Genomic DNA, 21,891 nt, shown 5'->3' with positions numbered 1-21,891 from the left:
CCCACAATTTAAAGGGACTGATAACGAATACATTTTCCGCACTGAAATACAGACGAGCGTTGATAAGTCCTATTTTTTGAATGCCGTTAAAATTATACCCCATTTCGATGGTTTTTAATCTCAAAAATGATCCGTTACGCAACCACCAGGAAGATTGTTTTGTATTATTATCCAACGGTTCTGTCGACAAGCGAGGCCAGAAAGCATGTACATCCGGATTGGTGTCGCTCCAGTAACTATCCGCTATGATAGAAAGTGCGTTACGCCGGCTTGCAAACGGAGCAATGCCGTGAGTCCCATCATCGCCGCCACCGACGCCGGAATTGATAAAGAATGATACCCTTGCATTACCCTGGAAGAAGAATGAGAGGTCGAACTTTTTATAACCCGCGGATAAACCGAAACCATATTGTATTTCAGGTACTGTGGGATACCCCATGGGAATCCTGTCATTATCATTAATTACACCGTCACCATTCACATCTTTATACTTGATGTCTCCTTTTTCATATGTTCCAAAATCCTGCCTGGGAGAATTAGCGATTTCTTCTTCGTCTACAAACAATCTTTCAGCAATAAATCCCCACTGTTTATTGGTATTATGTCCCTTTCTCTTCAGGTATGCATCCGGATAATTTTTCTCGTCTAAGTCCACATATTCATTGGTGGCATAGGTGAAATTGGCACGTCCGGTCAACCAAAAATCTTCACTGAAGAAATGTTGATAATCGATAGATCCATCGATACCTGAAGATTTGACTTTCCCCACATTTCCGCTGATTGCGGCCTCAAGCCCGGCTGTAGATGGAAAGTTCTGACGTTCCATATAAATCTGGCTTCTATTGTCCCTGAAAAAATCTACCTGTAATTTCAACGACTCATCTTTGAATAGTCCTACTTCCAATCCCAGGTTATATTTTTCGGAAATTTCCCAGGTAATGTCGGAATTAGCATAGCGATTCACGGTATAACCATTGTAAAGATTCGAAAAGGATTCCCCGAAGCGATAACCGGCACCATCACCGCCCATACTTATACTTGAGAGAAAGAAGAAACGTCCTGACCGATTAGAGATGGCATCATTTCCTACTCTTCCCCAGGTAAATTTTAATTTCAGATTACTGACAGCATTTTTCATCGGTTCCCAGAATTTTTCATTGGAAACCAACCAACCGGCACCCAGTGATGGGAAAAATCCAAATTGTTTAGATCCGGTAAATTTTTCGGATCCGTTCAATCCGTATGCAAACTCCAGGAAATAGCGTGAATCATAATCATAGGTAACCCTCCCGGAATTACCCAGGTTTCTTTCAGGCAACGTTTCATAGATCGAATTGCTGTTCCCACCTGTAAGCAGGTTCTCTTCGGCCATACCTACAGTCATTGCACCTACTGAATGATTACCGAATTTCCTGTCCCAGTTAAGCCTCACTTCAAAATAATAATGAGCGCTGGCATCACGTCCCGGAACCACATCACCTAAATAAGCTTGACCGGCTCCATCACCTGTAGGATTAAGATTGAATAATTTATATTCTCCTGTGATCTGATTATAACTTTCTATGTCATAATAATAAGGAGTATATGATCTTCTGCTTGAATATTTACTCCAGGTGTTCACCGATGCTTTGGCCTGAAGTTTCAAACCATCCAAAAGAACATCCAGATCCTGCATAACGGTAGCCATGGCTGTGATTGTACTCTCATTCCGGTCTTCATAACCGCTTACCATACTTGCGTAAGGATTACCTTTAATAGTTCCGCCTACAAAAGTACTACCGAAAAGAATATGTTCGGTATACTCATTCGCTGCATCAGGTTCATATACCGGAGGAAAATCAACAGGATTTGCATTCATGACCTGAGTAAATATATTGGTTGCCGATACATAAGGTCCTGTATATTTTTCAAACCGACCTTGTATCCTTGTATCCAGAGTCGTGGTTTTCGTTAATTTGAAAATCACATTACTTCTGATATGAAACCGGTCAATATTGATGTTATTGTTGAAGTTATTACGCTTGTCGACCTTCAATAATCCCTTTTCATTATCATAGCCTCCTGCCACATAGTAGGTTGCCACCTGTCCTCCTCCTGAAACATTCAGGTTGGCCTTAGTGTTGACGGTGGATTTGTTAAATAACATATCATACCAATCGATATTGGGATAAATCATCGGATTATCCCCCCTCATGGTAGATTGAATTTTCTGTTCACTGTAATATGGCCCTAATTGTGGATTCCGTGATATACGGGCTTCGTTATACAATCGCATATATGAAACCGCATCGATCATATCATTCATTTTTGTCGGGGTAGCAACATGCACATCTACCCTGGCATTTACCTTTACCGGCCCTTCCCTTCCTGATTTGGTGGAAACCAAAATAATTCCGTTAGCACCACGGGCGCCGTATAAAACGGTTGCAGATGCATCTTTCAATATAGAAAAACTCTCAACATCATCCGGCTGTAAACGCGCCAGATCATCTGTAGAAGCTTCAAATCCGTCAATTAATATCAATGGATCGGTTTTATATCCGAATGTGGTTACCCCACGAACGAAAAACTGGGCATTATCCGATCCCGGTTCACCGCTTGTCTGGTAAGATATAAGTCCCGGTATTTTACCGGCCAATGCAGTGGTCAGATTGGAAGCCGGCACTTTTAAATCCGACATTTTCACCGACTCAATGGAAGAGATCACACTTTCTTTTCTTTGTCTTCCAAACGCAACAATGGTTACTTCTTCCAATTCATCTGCTTTTGGTGTAAGCGTGATGGTTACTTTGATCTGTGTACCCACCGCGAAAACGAAATCATCATATCCTACATAGGATACGATTAATTCGTCGGTTGATAATGCTCTGATAGAAAAAGTCCCATCGGGGTCGGTCATTACCCCCCGGGTAGATCCTTTGACAACTACAGATGCTCCGGGTAGAGGATCTCCTCTTTCATCAAGGACATTACCGGTAAGATTTACTTCTTGTTGTGCCAACAATGGCAATGTGCAGGTACAAACGACACATATGGTATACAGTAGTTTTCGTAATGTACTCCGCTCTCCGTATATTCTTTTACTCATATTAATGTACAATTTTTAAATTTAAAATTTTGTTGTTGTGATTTGATACATTATTATTTGTTAAATAATTAATGAACAGTGCTTTAATCAAAAAATATATCCATAGGCAAAAAGATTGATGTTATTATGTTGGTTTTGTTTGTTCGAATCAATGGTAAATTTGCTTGTTTACGGTTCCGTGTGCGCACACGGAACCGGGTAATCTTTTTGGAAAAATCATTTTCAAGTAGCCTTATGTGTTGATTATAAATAATATACAACAATCGTATTCTGTATAACCTTGAAGCAATTACTCGTAGTTGAAAAATAAAAAAGCCGCCTATTGTCAAAAAAACAATGATGCGGCTATATGTATATATAAATTTTTTGCTATGTGCTTGTAGCTCTTGCTTTACCTGTAGTTGGTGTATTAGTCTCTCTCTCTCTCTCTCTCTCTCTCTCTCTCTCTCTCTCTCTCTGCAATAGCTGTGCCACAGCTCATTAAGAGACTACCATAATTATATTTCCCGCTCACTTCTATTCCTTTACTCATAAATATTTTCGCTTGAATTAACTAATTTTGTGATATGAATCAAGCCAATATTTCGTTCAACTTATTCCCTTAAAAACGCTACTATTATTTTTCACTTAAAGAAGACTCACAAAGGTAATTGTATCTATTTAAAATAAAACATGACAAATATCATAAATATTTGTTTATCAGCAACAAACAATTATTTCTTCTTTATTTTGGATTCTTTTTGTGAAACAGCATTTTAAAAAATCCAATCAATTTATCGTCGAAATTTTTAATTCGCATACTTTGATGATTACTTCTAAAACTAAAACCATATTTTCTTCATAAATTTTAATATCTCAGGATGGCACTGCTATTGAATCCTTGTATTTACTTAAAATTGGCTAAAATTCAGGGGAAAAGTATGATAGAGTGGGTATATCAGCAAGTTTCCAAAGCTTTTTAAATAGTTACTGTAGTTACTGGTGACGAACGAATTACCTACGAAGTGGAGCGTTTTAATGGTACCGTTATCGTGACTTCCCAATCGTATATTATTGGAACAGACCGCTATGTCGAGACATTGAGAAAAACATCAGTCATATATTCCTCATTCCTGGATTAATGTACATAATAAAAAACAGAAAATTTATAAAGAACTATTGTATGAACTGAAAGTTATATCTTTTGGATAAAGACATACATGTTTTATTAAAGGATGCAGATGTTGACTAACATCAAATCTTCATAGCCATAAGTGTAAATAAAAGAAAATCGATTATCCAACAAGATGAATATTTCTATTTCTATTCCAAAACCATCCTGATGAATAATCGATCATTCAGCGAATAAACTGATAAAAAGCCGGTTTTACTTACACCTTAGGCTCCCAGCCTTTTTCATATTTTCTTTCCCAATACTTCTGGGCATTCTTATTCTTTAAAATACGACCGTTGGAAGGATCAATATTCAAGGTTTCTTTTGTTAACCATGATATATTCCCTAATTGTACCAGCAGGGTACTTCTATGCCCTATTTCACAATCGGCATTTGGCTTTTTCCCAGTACGTACACAATCCAGGAAATTGGCAATATGCATTTCATCCAGATTACCACCTGCACTGACCGTATTGGTCGTATCTTTACTATCGGATTCATCCTTACTGTTTTTGATCTGCTTACCGGATTTATCATAAACCGTATATGAGTTTCCTCCCGGATTTACGATAGTGCCGTTTTCTCCATAAAATACTACTCCCCTGTCAGCGCCGTCTACTTTAAACCGGTTACAGCTCCTGCCTTCCCATACGATGAGTTTATTTTCCGGAAATTCTATTGATATGGTTTGGGTATCAGGAGTTTCCCAATCATCCTTATAAGCATAACGTCCCCCTAGTGATGATACGCGGGTAGGGAATTCCACACCCAGGCCCCAGCGGGCCACATCTACTTCATGTGTTCCGTTATTGAGTGCTTCTCCTGTTCCCCAGTGCCACCTCCAGTGCCAATTATAATGTATCAGGCCTTCCTGATACGGTTTACGGGGCGCCGGTCCCTGCCATAATTCATAATCGAGCCATGAAGGAACACTTCCGTCTTTCAGGTGCAAAGGTCCACGGGCATTGGTATACCAGGTTTTTGCCATATATACGTTACCGATAATACCTGAACGTATGTCGGAGATCATTTGTATCAATCCTGTGCCGGATCTTCTCTGGCTTCCCATTTGTACGACACGGTCGTACTTACGGGCGGCTTTTATTACCAGTTCGCCCTCATTGGGATTATGGCTGATGGGTTTTTCAACATATACATGTTTTCCCATAGCACATGCAATGATGGTCCCCGGAGCATGCCAATGGTCCGGAGTTGCATTTACTAAAACATCAACACCCTTATCTTCCAAAGCTTTGCGAAAATCTTTTTCACCTTTAGGTCTGCGGTCCTGCACTTTTGCTATATTTTCAATGCTTTTATTCATGGCCCGTTCATCAACATCACAGATATAAGCTACCTCACAATCCGGCATCTTAGCAAATAACCTGGCCAGATGATTACCCCGGCTATTTACCCCCATTACGGCAACAACAATCTTCTTATTGGGTGAGCCATTGGCAAATACATGCGGCATGGTCAATCCTGATAATCCGATACCGGCTGCAGCTATCCCGGTATTTTTAATAAAATCCCTCCTGTTATATGTTTTCATTATTCTGATAAAATTGGTTGATTATAATTTTCTGATTTTAATATTCCGGAAATAGACTACATCCCCGTGATCCTGTAATAGTATAGATGATTTTTTAGGAGTAGCGAACTCCTTGTTGTTTTTATATTTACTACCGGCAATATATGCTGCAAATTCTGCGCTTCCCCGTTCAAATGAGAGGATCTTCTTTCCGTTCAACCAATGCTCCACATGATTTCCTTTTGAAATGATGCGTGCATTATTCCATTCCCCCACCGGTTTATCCTTTTTATTGGGAGATGGTGGGATCAGATCATACAATCCACCCTGGAGATGATTTCCATCTTTTCCCAGTTTTGCATCCGGATGCGTTTCATCATCCAGTATCTGGAATTCACATCCCAGGCTTGAATTGGGCAGGATAAAATACTTAATGCCACTGTTGGCGCCTTTTGTTATTTTGAAATCAACAGATAATTCGAAATCTGAGAATTCTTCTTCCGTGATAATATCCCCTCCTCTTCCGTCTGCCGGGTTAACAGATAAAATGCCGTTCTCTATCTTCCATCCTTTTTCCGGAAACGGCTTTCCATTTGCTTTTTTCCATCCGTTGGTGGTTTGTCCGTCGAACAAAAGTATCCATCCCTGCTTTTTTTCTTTTTTGGTCAGGGTGGGGATTTGTGCGTATGTATAACCGGAAAACTCACAAATGATGAGAAAAAAAACTACAAATCTTTTCAAGTTAAATGATTTTAAAATTAAAAACTACGAATTAATACATTAAAAGTAGATGCTCCCAAAAGAACATTAATAACATCCCGGAGATTTTAAAAAATCTCCGGGATGTTACTATTTTGTATTCAAAATGGGAAAAAGAATATCACGGTTCTTTATAATACAGCCTGAAATCGGCAACACATGCTTTGTTGTTATTCACTGCATCAAATTTGTAAGACTGCACTTTGATGTACCGGTAAGTATGATTTCCATCGAGGTTAAACAAAGGTAGCTGTCTTTGATAAGAAGTAGGTTCCAAAGCGGGAGTGAAAAACGCCCTTGGTTTATTATTTGCAGTAGGCGTGCCATCTTCATTGATGCAAAAGTCGAGTCGCTTGATGAACGTCCATTGGGTATTCGGGTCATCGTTAACGGTTCCTGACACGTTTTCATACTTATTGACAGGTCCCAGATATTCATTGGTTCCCCAAACATCAACACCCCACCACCATAAACCGCCTAAATTATTGGAATTTTCAGTATACCCCTGTTCCCTGTGAGCCCACAATAGGGAATTAAACAGCGTCGGATGTTTCATGTCAATGATAAACCCCATTTCATTACCACCATCTATTTTGTTACTTTCTTTACCTCTTTTGGACATTCCCATGAACGATTCTATATTATTATCGATATGCGCATCCTGATAAGCGTATCCCGGATCGGGCTTACCATCTGTTGACAGCCCGCCTGCATGTGTATAGACAGTTTTCCAGTGCCTTCTGTCAATGAACAATAAAGTGCCTGGTATAGTATTAAAATCATCCATAGGCAAGGTCGTGAATTGTGACTCATCAGTAGGCACTTCTGCGGTTGATCCGGAAGGTTGATAGATGGAGTGTATAGAAATACTGCTACCATATTTTGCGCCAGGTAAGACTGCAATTCCGTCAGCCCTTAACGCTGTAATCTCTTGATTATTACCATCTTTATCTTCGTATTTTATGATGGATAAAATCTGCGTTGGATCTGATTCAGTTTCAAAAAACACGGTAGCATCGGTTGTCCATCCAACATTGATCACTTTTCGCATCTTGTCTTTACACCACGCAATATAATCCGCCTCATTAAGGGTAGTGGTGTGATAGGTACGTTTCAAATCAATAGTATCGACAATAGGAATTTCTCCTCTGATCGGTATGATACGAACATAGACGTCTACCGAATAGTCCTTTTCACCGACCAGATCCTGCATATTGAAATTAATTTCCTCATTTCCAGGCACTTCACCTTCGGTGAATTCGCCATTCTCATTATAATATCCGTATTTCAAACCGGCATATTCCATCATCGGAGTGGCTATTGCCGACCAACTCAATGTTGCCGAAAACGGCGAGGGAGAAATTTTGGGTTCAGGAACATCATCGTATGTTTCTATATCGGCATCGGTAAATGGCACCTCAGCAGCCTCCTGAGGTACGGATACATTCCCGAATTCGTCCCGGGTATAGATCTTGATACGGTATAATCTTGCTTCATTAAGTCCGTCGACACTTATCCTTGAGAACAAACCATTCAACACGCGTAGTTCGTTTTCGCCCTCAACTTCTACAACGGTCTGGCTTGCTTTGCCTAAAAAGATCTTGTCTGACGGTACCGGCGTTTCTTTCCTGACCATCTCACCGTCAACTTCTTCGAAGTTGGCCTGGAGTAAATCGATTTCAAGCCTGTTGTATCCGATCGAGACAACACAGGTGTCGTATTTTCCCGGATACACGGTTTCTTCAGTGGCATAGTCGCTGATATTGTCGAACCCCGATTTACACGAAGCCAAACAAGCTGCCACGGCTAAAATGAATAATGCTATTTTTTTCACGATCATTTATTTTATAATATTATTATTTATCATTACGGGGCAATCGGATGATAGACGTTTTCTTCGTCAACTTCTCCTGCGGGCATTCCAAACAACGTTATCTCCGACAGACAGTTATGATTTTGTTTTGTGTATGGGATTCCACCCTCAGCTTCGAATGCACCGATGGCTTCATAGCGGAACCAGCGTATCGGTTTGGAGTATCCGGGTGTTTGGGGAAACACGTACGATTCATCGCCTTTAAGTCCCAGCGGGTAATATTCCATCGCTGCAAGCCCTACGGGAGTAGGAATATAATGCTCGGAAAGCTTTACCCAGGTGCCTTTGACCATTTCACCATATATATTCCATCCGTCTTCTCCATGGTTTCTCCTATTGGGGGGCAGAACATCGTTATACTTCGGGTTGACGGTTCCTTCCTGGTCTTCGTCCAGCACCCATATTGCGAAATGCCCGACATTTTCACTTCCGTAAAGGCGGTTTTTGGGATTGGCCGCCGTATAATCCCAGCGCTGATTGGTGATAATACGGCTGACATGCCAATAACCACCCAGATCTATGATCAGGCTCCATCTTGCATTTCCGTCAGCTTCTATTCCGGTGCGTCCTCTATTGTTGGTATTCAAATAATTACACGATCCGTTCAACAGGTCAAGAACGTCGTCTATGACCCGGTTAATTCTTCCGTCGGCCCCATCTCCAAAACACATGGGTACCCAGTCAATAGAGTCGTTGGCCTTCGGCAATACCCATATGGGTGTCTCGTTTGGCTCTCTTTTAGGGATTTTCATATCCTTCAGCAAGTCAATATTGGAAACCTCCAATTGATCGGTAGAATTACCATAGATGTCTTCAACATGTATTTTTGCACTGACCGTTCCTCCATGTGGCAAATCTCCGAAAATATAACGGGTCGAATCGAGGTTGGATGAATAAACTGCCTTGACATTCCTGGGTTCACCATTCAGGAGGAAATCCAATTCCACATGCAAATGTATCGTTTGCTCCAATTTATTGAGCCAGTCGATAAGTAATGCGCCAAAGCCCGGCGCCAGGGATAATGATTCCTTCACATGCCAGATACCCGATTTTTTGGGCGTAACCGTAACCGGCACCATTGCCGATTTTTTTCCTGCACGGGTTTCAGCCCATATGTTGAAGGTATATTCTCTTTGTTCGCCCAATGCCCATACATCCAAAGAGTCCCTGTAATAAGAGGCTGAAAATTTGAACGATTTACCGGTTGTCGGTTCGATCACTTCGGCCACCACCTGCAGCAATTGTTCGTCGGACGGCAGTTTATAAAAAATACGCGCACCGCCATCCAAAGGCACTACCCTGACATCTGTCGGTACTCCCGGAACAGTATCATCATCGGAACTGATTCCAAAGCGGTCTTCTTCTGAACAGGCAAAAAAGATGGCCGTTACAAAAACCACGATCAATAAATTTTTGAAAATCTTCATATTTTATTTTTTAATTTTTTAACTGATTATTTCCATCCGGGATTTTGTTTCAAAGTTCCCTGAATATTCAACTCGCTTGTTGCGATAGGCCATAGACAATCTGTAATGGTGAAACTGCGAATTTGTTTCACTTGCGGCCCGGAACCGAATTGGTCTCCGGAATCGCCGGCCTGCGAGTTCCAACCATATACCGGTTTTGAGAATTCCTTTGGCGCTCTTTTGTGGCGGATCATATCAGTGAATCTGCTTCCTTCGAATGCCAATTCGATTCCTCTTTCCTGAAGGATGATTTCGCGCAGCCCCTCTTGAGTGGTGTGTTTTCCGGGGTTGAGCGCAAATCCTCCTACTTCCCATGATTTTTCCACATTGGGAATACCGGCTCTTGCACGCACTTCGTTCAATAAACTATATACTTCATCAGAGGGGCCATAGTATTCATTCATCGCTTCTGCTTTCATCAGCAACAGGTCGGCATAACGGATAATAGGATAAGGATAGCGCTGCGGACGCCTTTCCGTACCGGAATACGATTCGGGATGTACAAACTTCTGGATCCCGATGCAGGTTTCTAAATAATCGTCCGCTCTTCTCCATGATTCCCTGCCACCAAAGGGATAGATACTTGGTTTACCGTCTCTTGCCAGCATATAGGAAGAGGAACTGCTGGCATAAGGATTGAAGTTTATCAAAAAGTAATGTCCACGCCAGTAACCACCGGTAACTCCCAGGTTAGCATAAAAACGCGGTTCGCGATTCATGTATAAACTTACCGTTTCCATATCCTCCTGCATATAGCCTGCCCAATGAGCATATTCCGCATATTCGGGGTTTCCGGGATCCACATTGCCCTCGCTGTCTACAGGTTTAACAGGCGTAACAGCCTGACTGTATTTATTTTCCCATAACCTGAATTTCGTATCTTCTTCAATGGGCAAACCATTTTCCGTATAATACCTTTCGGCAACAGCCAAAGTAGCGCCCAAATGTTGATTTGCAAAATTATCGACATCGCCGTCTCCGGAATAACCAACGTTTGCGCCTAATACGGTTCTCATCACTTCCCAGAATTTGACCTGTGTCCTTCCGTGCAACACATTGGCTCCGCCGCCGATACCCTGACCCGTGTTAAAAGGAAGGAAAGTGTATCCCCAAAGCAGTTCCCTGTTCCATGCGGTGGGGAGCAACATCCTCAAATCATACAGGGTTCTCATCCGTTCAGGGTTGGTGTCAAAAAATTCCCTGTCGAAACGGTATGGTTCACCTACAAACCGGAACAGTCCTTTATTGTAATCTGTACACAAAGCCAACGCTTCATCACATGCATCTATCACCGCTTTCCATTTTTCACGGTCTTCGGTTTGCGGAAAATAATGCTGATCGTTGTGGTCTTTAAAAGTGGAGTAATAGTCGCGGTTACCGTTAAAAAACGGACTTGCCTCGAAGAGCAATACGCGCGCTTTGATGGCTTTGGCGCCGAGCTGGTCAATTTGTCCGGCGTCTTCGCCAACCGCCTGTTCCCTTAATTTGGGAATAGCCTCATTCATCGTGTTGATCACATATTTAAAAGATTCTTCTATGTTCGAGCGTTGCTGATACAATTCTTCTTTAGACGCATCGAGCGAAAGGGTCGCGTCGCGGATGATCACCGGACCGTATCGTTGTATCAAAAGGAAATGGTAATAAGCCTTCAGGAATTTTGCCTGTGCGCTCCATTCTTCTTTTTCCTTGTCCAGCATGTTTGCCGGCAAATGGATATACTCTAAAAAGATATTACATTGCCTGATACCTTCGTAGAGTTTTTGCCCTCCATTGGTACCCGACCAGTAACCCAGAATCGGATCCGATTCGTTTTGACGGCCTCTCATGATTTGAATGGCATGATACCTGTTGTTATCTATTTCCCAAACCTTTTTTCCTAAGTATTCGTCTCCCAGCATCCAGGGCGAAACGTCGGTGTCAGCGTATTGAGGCATATAACTGTATATTTTCGCCAATCCGTTCCAGGCGTTTTCGCGAGTCTCATAAAGACTTTCCAACGACTCGGTATCATCGGGTACTATATCCAAATACTCTTTACACGAGGCAAGCGAAAAAATCGCAATAAATAAAAATATTATTGTATTTCTCATTTGATTTCTTATTTATGTGATGAACTAAAATGTAACATGAAGTCCAATATTATATTTCCTGTTGAGCGGATATCCTAATCCATTTCTTCCTTGTTCTGGATCCCACAATTTAAAACGACTCAACACAAAGAAATTTTCGCCGCTGAAATAGAATCTCAGGTTTGAGATTTTAATTTTAGGGAGACTTCCGACACTATATCCAAATTCCACGGTTTTCAACCTGAGGAATGAGTTATTGCGCAACCACCATGATGATTGTTTCGTATTATTATCTAAAGTGCGAACCGACAATCTGGGCCAAAATGCATGTACGTTAGGGTTGGTTTCGCTCCAATAGTCGCGTTCGACAATTTCCAGCGCATTTCGCCGGTTGACAAGCGGAGCAATACCTTCCGTACCATCGGTGCCACCGCCCGTACCTGAGTTGATAAAGAACGAAACCCTTGCGTTACCCTGGAAAAAGAACGATAAATCGAATTTCTTATATCCGGCAGAGAGCCCGAAGCCATATTGTATCTGGGGCGAAGTGGGATATCCCATCGGTATCTGGTCTTCATCATTGATGATGCCATCGCCGTTGACGTCCTTGTATTTGATGTCGCCTGCCATGTAATTTCCATCATACTGCTTGGGCGAGTTGGCCACTTCCTGATCATCCACAAAAAGCCTTTCGGCTACCAATCCCCATTTTTGCGTGGTGGAATGTCCTATCTGGCTGCGGTAATCGTCCCTGTAATTAGGCTCGTCCTTTTCAAGGATCTCATTAACGGCAAACGTAAAATTACCGCGTCCGGTCACCCAAAAATCAGTAGTAAAATTGTGCTGTATATCCAATTCAGCTTCAATACCCTTTGAGCGTACCCTGCCTGAATTGGTCCTGATATTCACTTCCAGTCCTGCACTGTGTGGGTAATTCTGGCGCAGTTCATAGATATTCTCCCTGTTGTCTAAAAATGCGTCAATTTGAAGTTTGATGGCCTGGTCTTTCAGGAATCCCAATTCCAATCCAAGATTGTATTTATTGGATACTTCCCACGAGATGTCGGCATTGGGATAACGTGCAATGCTGTAACCTTCATAGCGGTTCAGGAAATCTTCGCCAAAAATGTAAGCTCCTCCGCCTCTGTTGAATTGCGAGAGGTAGAAGAAGCGTCCGCCGCGCCCGTCAAGTGCATCATTCCCGACTCTTCCCCATGTAAATTTCAGTTTGAGGTTGCTGATGATATTTTTGCTCACGTTCCAATACGGTTCGTTCGAGATCAACCAACCGAGGCCAATGGACGGGAAGAAGCCGTATGCTTTGTCAGAAGAAAATTTTTCCGATCCGTTGTATCCGAATGCAAATTCCACGAAATAACGCGAATCGAAACCATAAGTCGCTCTACCTGAAATGCCCATATTTTTTTCGGGCAACTGTTCAAAGATAGACGTGCTGTTACCACTTGTCAATTGCTTGCTCGACAGGGTACCAACCACCATAGCGCCTACTGAGTGAACGCCGAAAATCCTTTCCCAGTTCAGGCGAAGTTCGCCGGAATACAGCGCATCGCCGTCGCGACTCGGTATAACGTCTCCCAACTTGTTATTAGTGTTGGTCGGATTGAGGCAATAAAGCGTGTGTTCGCCGGTTACCATATTGTAACTGTCTAACCCATAATAAAACGGTGTAAAAAATCTTAACCCCGAACTTTTGCTCCAGGTAGCAGCCGATCCTTTCAACTGCAATTTCAACCCCTCCGTGATGAAATCCAAATCCTGCAGCAACGTGGCCTGCGCCGAAATCCTGTTTTCCTGCCTGTCTTCGTATCCCATCACCATCTGTGCATAAGGATTGGTTTTCATATACTGGTTATTGTCATAAGTGTTGCCGAAAAGAACATGGTCGGCATGCATCCTGGCTGCGTCAGGCTCATATATCACCGGATGGTCTACCGGATTTGCGAGCATAACGGAATAATATATATCCTTTGCCGATCTATAGGGACCGTTATAGTTTTCAAAACGCCCCTGGATACGGGTATCCAGTTTTGTGGTGGACGACAGCTTCAAAATGACGTTATTACGGATATGTACACGATTGATAGAGATATTATTGTCGAAAGAGTTTGACTGATTGGTTTTCAACAATCCGTTATCATGATCGTATCCTCCAGACACATAATAAGTTGCAACCCCACCGCCGCCTGACACATTGATGTTGGCTTTGGTATTGACGGTGGCATTGTTGAACATTTCGTCGTACCAATCCACATTGGGATAAATATTCGGATTATCGCCACGTATGGTCGACTGTATCTTCTGTTCACTGTAATATGGTACCGACTCCGGATTTCGGCTAATCAACGCTTCGTTGTACATTCTCATATACGTTGGTCCGTCCAACACCTTTTTTTCGCGTGTAGGCGTAGTAACGTTCACGTCTACCCTGGCGCTGATTCTTGGCGCACCTTCAGTTCCGGGTTTAGTGGTCACTATGATGATACCGTTAGCGCCGCGCGCTCCATAAAGTACAGAAGCCGAAGCGTCCTTCATTACCGAAAAGCTTTCGATGTCATCGGGTTGCAAACGTGCCAAATCATCTTTTGTGGCTTCAAAACCGTCTATGAGGATCAACGGATTGGAGCGTCCTCCTTCGAAAGACGATACACCGCGCACAAAAAAGTCTGCATTATCCGCACCCGGCTCGCCGGTAGTTTGAACCGAAATAAGGCCGGCAATCCTTCCCGCAAACGCAGTGGTAAGATTGGATGAGGGTACTTTCAAATCAGAGACTTTCACCGTTGAAACAGACGCAACAACGCTTTCTTTCTTCTGCTTACCGAACGCTACAATCGTTACTTCATCCAACTCATTCGCTTTCGGAGAAAGGGTGATACTTACTTTAGTCTGAGCACCTACTTCAAGGGTAAAATCCTCATAACCGACAAACGAAACGACCAATTGGTCTGTTGGCGATACCTTAATGGAAAAAGCGCCATCAGGATCTGTCATTACCCCCCTCGTAGATCCTTTAACCAAAATCGATGCCCCGGGTAGAGGTTCATCTTTTTCATCAAGGACAACTCCGCTAAGGTTTACTTCTTGTTGGGCAAATAATGAAATTGTACAAGTACAAACGATACACAAAGTATACAGCAGTTTTCGTAATGTACCTCGTTTTCCATAAATTCCTTTACTCATGTTTTATGTTCATTTTTAAGTTTAATATTTGATATTGTTATGATGAATCAACTTCATCAGATAAATTTTGTAATAGAGTCCTTTCATATTGATTTGTTCATAGGCTAAAAAATTATTTTTAAATGGTTTATACTGTTGGTTTTGTTTTTATCTACTTATATTACCCCTTCCGTGCGCGCGCACGGAAATACACATTTATTATTTGTATAGGAAATTTTTCATTTTTTTTCAAAATTTAGAAAGACATCGGTCAATTAATGCTAAACAATAGTCTCATTCGGCCCCAAACTTATAAGGTTGAAAATAAAGAAGCCGCCCATTGTTGAAAAAACAATGGTACGGCTATATGTAGAAATAAGATTCTCCCTATGCGCTTGTCTTACCAGCTCTCTCTCTCTCTCTCTCTCTCTCTCTCTCTCTCTCTCTCTCTCTCTCTGCAATACACATGCCAATAGCTACTTGCGGCGTGTTGCATACTACATTTTTAAACAGAGTTTTCATTGGAGATATACGCTTAATCGATATTATATATTTTGCAAATATAAATCATTTTTGTAATAATATCATTTTTATAAAATTTTTATCGACGGATATTTTAAAATAGTTTTGATCATTTCCGTTTGAATAAACATAGCGTTTTATATATTTGCATTCCAGAAATCATAAAAAGAAAATTTGAAAACTTTTGGTATCATTCCGGCACGATATGCCTCAACACGTTTCCCTGGTAAACCTTTGGCTAAAATTCAGGGGAAAACTATGATAGAGCGGGTATATCAGCAAGCTTCCAAAGCTTTTGAAATAGTTGCCGTAGCTACAGATGACGAACGAATTGTCCAGGAAGTGAAGCGTTTTGGTGGTACTGTCGTAATGACCTCCCCATCGCATAATAGCGGAACAGACCGTTGCGCCGAGGCTTTGGTATTACTTCAGGAAATGTATGGAGAAAATCCGGAGGTAGTAGTTAATATACAGGGAGACGAACCATTTGTGGATCCGGGTTTGCTACGCCGCTTAGCTGAATGTTTCGAAGAAAGTTCTGTACAGATTGCCACAGTAGTGCGGACATTTGACCATATAAATGATTTATTGAACCCGAATAATGTGAAAGCTGTGATTACTCCTTCAGCCCATGCTTTATATTTCAGTCGTTCCGTTGTTCCTTATGTACGTGGGTACAAACAGGAAGAATGGCTGAACCAGCAAACTTTTTACTGGCATCTAGGATTATATGCATACAGGACTGAAGCACTCAGACAGTTAACCCAATTAGCACAATCGCCCCTGGAAATTGCGGAATCACTCGAACAAAACCGCTGGTTGGAAAATGATTTCTACATCAAAGTGATACAAACCGATCAGGAAACTATTGCAATCGATACACCCGATGACCTGGAAGCCGCGTGTAAATGGCTGACTGAAAATGCAAAAATATAAGTTGACCATATTATCCGGGATGATTGTGATCCTGGTAATGTTTTCCTGCCATGATCCCTACCCGGGATACACCAGAAATGAAGAAGGCATTTATTATAGGCTCCTGGAGGTGGGCGATAGAGACAAATGTTGTCATTTTGGAAATTATATTACCGTAAACCTTACATACAAAACATTGGATGATTCTGTTTTCTTTTCGGGAATAAGGAAATTTAAAGTAACTGATCCGGGCTTTCCGGGATCCATTGATCAATGTTTTTGTTTGATGTGCGAACATGATTCAGCTGAATTTATCATTTCCCTTGTCGATTTTTTTGAAAAAACATTAGAAAGTTCTGTTCCTGACCACTTACAGAATCACATGGAAATGAAACTTTCTGTAAAAATGCTGGATATCCAGACAACATCCGAATATTTAAAAGAAAAAGAAGCTTTTCTTCACTGGGTGGAAGATTTTGGTGCATATGAAAAATTGTTACTACAGCAATATATCCGTAAAGAAAAGATAGGTGCCCCCCCTGTTGAAGATGGTATATATTATATCGTGCAACAAGCCGGAACCGGTCCTGCAGTAAGAAGAGGAGATACTGTCACCGTTCATTATGAAGGACGTTTCTTAAACGGACGTTTCTTTGATTCAACATATTTGCGGAATGAGCCGTTTCAATTTGTATATGGTGAGCAAGAACAGGTAATTCGTGGTCTTGAAAAAATAATCGGCAGGATGTGTCCGGGTGAAAAGGCTTTAGTGGTCATTCCTTCCGACCAGGCCTTTGGAATCGAGGGTACCCAATCCGGAATCATACCTCCTTTTACACCGGTTGTATACAAAATTGAGTTAATTAATGTTAAATGAGTCGATTTTTTCTTAACATCAACGCAACGTTAGTAGTTTTGCATCGTCTAATAAATTGATGAATATTATTTTAACTTTTCATGATGAATAGAAACTTTTTCTTTATTATTACATGTATGTTGGGGGTTTTAGCATCTTGTAATAAGGATGATTCTTCTGAAAAACTGGCAAATGAAGACCGAAAGTTGGATGAGTACATACAGGCTAACTATCCGGATGCAAAAGAATTGACAAATAGTGTACCAAATGGCTTATATATTATAGCATCTGATACAGAACAACCTAAACCGGAACCAGGACAGTATGTATTGGTAGATTTTATACTCCGACAGCTCTTCGAAGACAAAGTAGAGAGGGTTAGTTACCAGGATTATGAAAGTTATCAACCGATCTATTATCCGTTTTATATATATGGAGGGCCTGAATTGTGGCAACTTTCAGCTCCTTCATTAACAGGTGTATATAAAGGATTGGGATTGATAGGCGAAGGAGAAACCGGAAGTATTTTTTTCTCTTCCCGCCATAATATGCTCTTTCCTTCAGGAGCTGATTTTATTTCCCGGGTATTAGAAGTAAAAATAGTAAAAATCATAGAAGATCTTACTCTTTATCAGGAATCATTGATGAATAGCTACTTATCAAAATATGGAACGGTTGACACTCTGGTTACCAAATCAACCGTTGATTCTAAAGAGTATAAAGTAATGTTTTCTGTAATTGATAAGGGATCCGGCGATTCAATAGAATCTCCCCGGGTAAAAGTAAAAATAAATGTTTATTATACCATGCTGGATGGAGTACAGCATACTTATCTTAAAGACGGTGAAACTACATGGAATTCTGAAAGTTCGCAATTTTTTAATGCTGCCCCCAATATCATGAAAGAAATATTCTTAAAGATGAATAAAGGTGGAAGAGTATCGATCGCTATGCCTTACAGGGTATATTACGGAGAAGACTATAATGAAATACTTTATGACGGTAACACCGGACAGCGCATAATCCCCCATGGTTCGGTAATTATTCTGGATGCAATTATTGAATGATTTTGTCATTTTATAAAAATATATATTACATTTGTTGTATGTTTCATTTATAATAAGCCAATTTATCGATAACATTCTTTTACTCTTTTAACCAATTTATTGTTGCAGATGAATAATCTACAAGAATTGTCGGACCAGACGTTGGTCGAACAATTTATTGCAGGTAATGGGAAGAGTTTTGAAATGTTAATCGAACGCCACCAAAGGCGTTTGTTTTCATACATTTATTACACTGTTAAGAATAAGCATGCTGCGGAAGATATTTTTCAGGAAGCATGCATTAAAGCTATTACCTCCTTACTCGATGGACGTTATTCCGAATCCGGACGTTTTTTGCCCTGGATAACGCGTATTGCGCATAACCTGATCATTGACCAGTATCGTCAGGAAAAGCTGTTAAATATAAAATCAACAGATAACTTCACCGTTCCGGTACTCAATTCGCCAAAATATTCAGAAAATACGATCGAGGAAGAGATGGTGCAATTCCAGATTTATGAGGATATACGTAATCTGATCGATTATCTGCCTGAAGAGCAAAAAGAAGTGATCCTTCTACGCCATTACGGAGATCTGAGTTTTAAGGAAATAGCAGATCATACCAATGTGAGTATCAACACAGCATTAGGACGGATGCGTTATGCTTTGATCAACCTTCGCAGATTGATCAAAGAAAATAATCTTCAACTCACTTTATCAAAAAAATAATACATCCGAAGGAACGTAATTTGTAAATCCTGATTAGGGAATCATGGGTATTTGTTGTATTATTGTATATTCATTAATACTACCATATCATGAATATGTTAAGTGACATAGAAATTGCCCGTTCGATCCGGATGAAGCCCATTACAGATATTGCTGCTTCTTTGAATATACCTCAGGAAGATCTATCCCTCTATGGTAAATACAAAGCCAAGTTACCGTTATCATTCATTGACAAAAAGAATATAGATCGATCGAACCTGATTTTGGTATCGGCCATGTCTCCGACTCCTGCGGGGGAAGGAAAAACAACCGTATCCATCGGCCTGTCGATGGCTTTAAACAAAATCGGAAAGTCATCTATTGTAGCATTGCGGGAACCTTCATTAGGGCCTATTTTCGGGATAAAAGGGGGAGCTGCCGGTGGTGGTTATTCCCAGGTACTACCGATGGAGGATATCAACCTTCATTTTACCGGTGATTTTTCTGCCGTTGAAAAAGCAAATAATCTACTGGCAGCATTGATTGACAATAACATACAAAACAAAACAAATAATTTAGGAATCAACCCGGGAAGTGTTGTCTGGAAACGGGTAATGGATATGAATGACCGTTCTTTGCGCCAGATCATCATTGGATTAGGTGGAAGTGCCAATGGAGTACCCCGGGAAACCGGGTTTGACATCACCGCTGCTTCCGAATTAATGGCTATCTTATGTATGGCAAAGGATATGAATGATCTGCAACAGCGTATCGGAAATATCTTTATTGGCTATACTTATGATAAACAACCCGTATATTGTCGTGACCTGAAAGCTGACGGAGCTATGACTGTCCTGATGAAGGAAGCTATTTTCCCTAACCTGGTACAAACAACTGAACATACTCCAGCCATTTTGCATGGAGGACCTTTTGCTAATATTGCCCAGGGAACCAACTCTACCATAGCCACATATACAGCTATGTCGTTGAGTGAGTATGTAGTAACTGAAGCCGGATTCGGGTTTGATCTCGGCGGGGAAAAATTCCTGGATCTGAAATGCCGCAATGCAGGAATTTCCCCGAAAGTAGTGGTTTTATCCGCTACCGTACGTGCATTAAAGTACCATGGCGGAATAGCTATTGCTGATTTAAAAAAGCCCGATCTGCAGGCCATCACTAATGGTATGGAAAACCTGAATAAACATATTGAAAACGTTCGTTCTTTCGGTCTTCCGGTCATAGTGGCCATCAACCGTTTTGCAACGGATACCGATGATGAGATAAACCTGGTCAAAAAATTATGCAATGAAAGATCTGTACAGGCCATACCCGTTGATGTATGGGCAAAAGGCGGAGAAGGAGCTGTTGAACTGGCTGAAGCCGTTCTCCGGATAGCCAAAAGAGACCCAGTACCATTCAAACCATTGTATGAGCTTTCCCACCCGATAGAGAAAAAGATAGAAAAAATCGCTAAAAATATTTATGGAGCTTCACAAATAGAGTACAGTAAAAAAGCGATATCGGATCTGAAAAGTATCAATGATCTGGGGTTAGCCGGACTTCCTGTCTGCATTGCCAAAACACAAAAATCATTATCGGATAATCCTGCTCTGCTAGGTGCTCCCCACGATTTTATTTTTAACATCCGGGAAATAGAAATCGCTGCCGGAGCGGGGTTTGTTATTCCCATCTCCGGAGAAATCATGCGGATGCCCGGCCTTCCTTCCATACCCTCTGCAGAACATATAGCCATAGATGATCAGGGAAATATTGCCGGATTGTTTTAGATTACCATGTCTGTTTTGTACCGGTTGGTAAATATCAAAGGGAAGACGGCAAAGTCAATACATAAGACCGCTGATAATAATGCAATAAATAATCCCGGCCAGTGGGAAGTGTAAAAAACAACAGAAACAATGAGTAATACAGTGCCGATACATCCGGCCACATATGGAAATTTTCCGATTTGCCGTATTCCCATTTTCTTTTGAAAGAAATAGAGGAATAATGCCGGAATAAGCAGAAAAATACAGACTACAGCCGTCAGCATCAATACAATCTGACCAAAAGGAATATGGAAAAGTTTCATGAACACAGTAGCGGTAAATCCAACCAGTGTGAAAATTCCGGATATTCGAAGTATCCGGCTAAGTCGTTTCCTTTTGGTTGTTGTCGGGATGTATGATGTTTCTTTTATCAAGCCGTCTAAACCTTCCGGGCATACTTTTTCGAAAACAAAACGATAAGCCATTTCAAAATCCTTCCCTTTGACCATTTCATCTTCTATGGTACAACTGAAATGGTCGATCAGGTCATCTTTCATTTCTCGTGATAATTGCACACATCCGTTGATTTTTTCTGAGATAAAATCAATTTGTTTTTCTGTTAAGACATTCATAACATAATTTTTTGAATGGTTTCAATAAAATCTTTTAACTCACTCTCTTGCTTTATTCGCTCCTGATTACCTTTTTCAGTAAGTGAATAATAATGCCGGATCCGTTTACCAATGTTTTCCGTCTCAACATCCACCCAGCCTTCTTCCTTAAGTTTATGTAAAGCGGGGTATAACGAACCTTCTTTTACCAGAATCTTATTCCCGGATAACCCTTTCACGGTTTGTGTAATCTGATATCCGTACATTTTGCCATTATCTTCCAGTAATTTAAGGATAATCACCGATAATGTACCTTTTAATAATTCTTTTGAATACATAGAATAAAAA

At 41.0% G+C, this 21,891-nt stretch carries 14 protein-coding genes; 5 read left to right on the top strand and 9 right to left on the bottom strand.

The features are described from left to right. From LBQ60_06575 to LBQ60_06545, 7 genes are all read right to left on the bottom strand, one after another. A partial coding sequence (locus LBQ60_06575; GenBank protein MDR2037571.1) for a TonB-dependent receptor occupies positions 1 to 3,088 on the bottom strand: 3,088 nt, incomplete at its 3' end. A 1,370-nt stretch (positions 3,089 to 4,458) separates the two neighbouring features. Next, positions 4,459 to 5,793: a Gfo/Idh/MocA family oxidoreductase gene (locus LBQ60_06570; protein MDR2037570.1), complete on the bottom strand. Its 1,335-nt coding sequence runs from the start codon at positions 5,791 to 5,793 to the stop codon at positions 4,459 to 4,461. A gap of 21 nt (positions 5,794 to 5,814) precedes the next feature. After that, positions 5,815 to 6,513 (bottom strand): DUF1080 domain-containing protein, encoded by a 699-nt coding sequence (locus tag LBQ60_06565; GenBank protein MDR2037569.1) that lies wholly within the window; start codon positions 6,511 to 6,513, stop codon positions 5,815 to 5,817. Positions 6,514 to 6,652: 139 nt separating this feature from the next. After that, positions 6,653 to 8,365 (bottom strand): hypothetical protein, encoded by a 1,713-nt coding sequence (locus LBQ60_06560; GenBank protein MDR2037568.1) that lies wholly within the window; start codon positions 8,363 to 8,365, stop codon positions 6,653 to 6,655. 32 nt (positions 8,366 to 8,397) lie between these two features. Further along, complete coding sequence (locus tag LBQ60_06555; protein ID MDR2037567.1) at positions 8,398 to 9,831, bottom strand: DUF4959 domain-containing protein; 1,434 nt, start codon at positions 9,829 to 9,831, stop codon at positions 8,398 to 8,400. A 26-nt stretch (positions 9,832 to 9,857) separates the two neighbouring features. Beyond that, positions 9,858 to 11,960 (bottom strand): RagB/SusD family nutrient uptake outer membrane protein, encoded by a 2,103-nt coding sequence (locus LBQ60_06550; GenBank protein ID MDR2037566.1) that lies wholly within the window; start codon positions 11,958 to 11,960, stop codon positions 9,858 to 9,860. 24 nt (positions 11,961 to 11,984) lie between these two features. Further along, a complete protein-coding gene (locus LBQ60_06545) occupies positions 11,985 to 15,140 on the bottom strand; it encodes a TonB-dependent receptor (GenBank protein MDR2037565.1) in 3,156 nt (1,051 codons plus the stop codon). A gap of 675 nt (positions 15,141 to 15,815) precedes the next feature. Here LBQ60_06545 and kdsB point away from each other — a divergent pair. The 5 genes from kdsB (at position 15,816) to LBQ60_06520 (ending at position 20,953) form a co-directional block, all read left to right on the top strand. After that, complete coding sequence (gene kdsB, locus LBQ60_06540; GenBank protein ID MDR2037564.1) at positions 15,816 to 16,577, top strand: 3-deoxy-manno-octulosonate cytidylyltransferase; 762 nt, start codon at positions 15,816 to 15,818, stop codon at positions 16,575 to 16,577. Further along, the gene (locus LBQ60_06535) at positions 16,564 to 17,433 is read left to right on the top strand and encodes an FKBP-type peptidyl-prolyl cis-trans isomerase (protein ID MDR2037563.1); all 870 of its coding nucleotides are present in this window, start codon (positions 16,564 to 16,566) and stop codon (positions 17,431 to 17,433) included. The genes kdsB and LBQ60_06535 overlap by 14 nt, the downstream gene beginning before the upstream one ends. 80 nt (positions 17,434 to 17,513) lie before the next feature. Next, positions 17,514 to 18,479 carry a hypothetical protein gene (locus LBQ60_06530; GenBank protein MDR2037562.1) on the top strand — a complete coding sequence of 322 codons (966 nt, stop codon included), beginning with the start codon at positions 17,514 to 17,516 and terminating at the stop codon, positions 18,477 to 18,479. Positions 18,480 to 18,587: 108 nt separating this feature from the next. After that, positions 18,588 to 19,187, top strand: coding sequence for a sigma-70 family RNA polymerase sigma factor (locus tag LBQ60_06525; protein MDR2037561.1), 600 nt, complete (start codon positions 18,588 to 18,590; stop codon positions 19,185 to 19,187). Positions 19,188 to 19,282: 95 nt separating this feature from the next. After that, positions 19,283 to 20,953 (top strand): formate--tetrahydrofolate ligase, encoded by a 1,671-nt coding sequence (locus LBQ60_06520; protein MDR2037560.1) that lies wholly within the window; start codon positions 19,283 to 19,285, stop codon positions 20,951 to 20,953. Here the strand turns inward: LBQ60_06520 and LBQ60_06515 are convergent. Beyond that, positions 20,950 to 21,564, bottom strand: coding sequence for a hypothetical protein (locus tag LBQ60_06515; GenBank protein MDR2037559.1), 615 nt, complete (start codon positions 21,562 to 21,564; stop codon positions 20,950 to 20,952). The two genes, LBQ60_06520 and LBQ60_06515, sit on opposite strands and share 4 nt — an antisense overlap. Beyond that, the gene (locus LBQ60_06510) at positions 21,561 to 21,881 is read right to left on the bottom strand and encodes a helix-turn-helix transcriptional regulator (GenBank protein ID MDR2037558.1); all 321 of its coding nucleotides are present in this window, start codon (positions 21,879 to 21,881) and stop codon (positions 21,561 to 21,563) included. The genes LBQ60_06515 and LBQ60_06510 overlap by 4 nt, the downstream gene beginning before the upstream one ends. Positions 21,882 to 21,891: the final 10 nt, after the last annotated feature.

This window comes from Bacteroidales bacterium (genome assembly GCA_031275285.1).
In the GTDB taxonomy this organism is placed as follows: Bacteria; Bacteroidota; Bacteroidia; order Bacteroidales; family UBA4181; genus JAIRLS01.
Note: the sequence above shows the minus strand (reverse complement) of the source record. Positions and strands in the feature narration are given on the sequence as shown.

Excerpts from the sequence above, each read along its gene's own strand:
- LBQ60_06570 (MDR2037570.1), bottom strand. The coding sequence starts at position 5,793 with ATGAAAACATATAACAGGAGGGATTTTATTAAAAATACCGGGATAGCT.
- LBQ60_06555 (MDR2037567.1), bottom strand. The coding sequence starts at position 9,831 with ATGAAGATTTTCAAAAATTTATTGATCGTGGTTTTTGTAACGGCCATC.
- LBQ60_06550 (MDR2037566.1), bottom strand. The coding sequence starts at position 11,960 with ATGAGAAATACAATAATATTTTTATTTATTGCGATTTTTTCGCTTGCC.
- LBQ60_06545 (MDR2037565.1), bottom strand. The coding sequence starts at position 15,140 with ATGAGTAAAGGAATTTATGGAAAACGAGGTACATTACGAAAACTGCTG.
- LBQ60_06535 (MDR2037563.1), top strand. The coding sequence starts at position 16,564 with ATGCAAAAATATAAGTTGACCATATTATCCGGGATGATTGTGATCCTG.
- LBQ60_06530 (MDR2037562.1), top strand. The coding sequence starts at position 17,514 with ATGATGAATAGAAACTTTTTCTTTATTATTACATGTATGTTGGGGGTT.
- LBQ60_06525 (MDR2037561.1), top strand. The coding sequence starts at position 18,588 with ATGAATAATCTACAAGAATTGTCGGACCAGACGTTGGTCGAACAATTT.
- LBQ60_06520 (MDR2037560.1), top strand. The coding sequence starts at position 19,283 with ATGTTAAGTGACATAGAAATTGCCCGTTCGATCCGGATGAAGCCCATT.
- LBQ60_06515 (MDR2037559.1), bottom strand. The coding sequence starts at position 21,564 with ATGAATGTCTTAACAGAAAAACAAATTGATTTTATCTCAGAAAAAATC.
- LBQ60_06510 (MDR2037558.1), bottom strand. The coding sequence starts at position 21,881 with ATGTATTCAAAAGAATTATTAAAAGGTACATTATCGGTGATTATCCTT.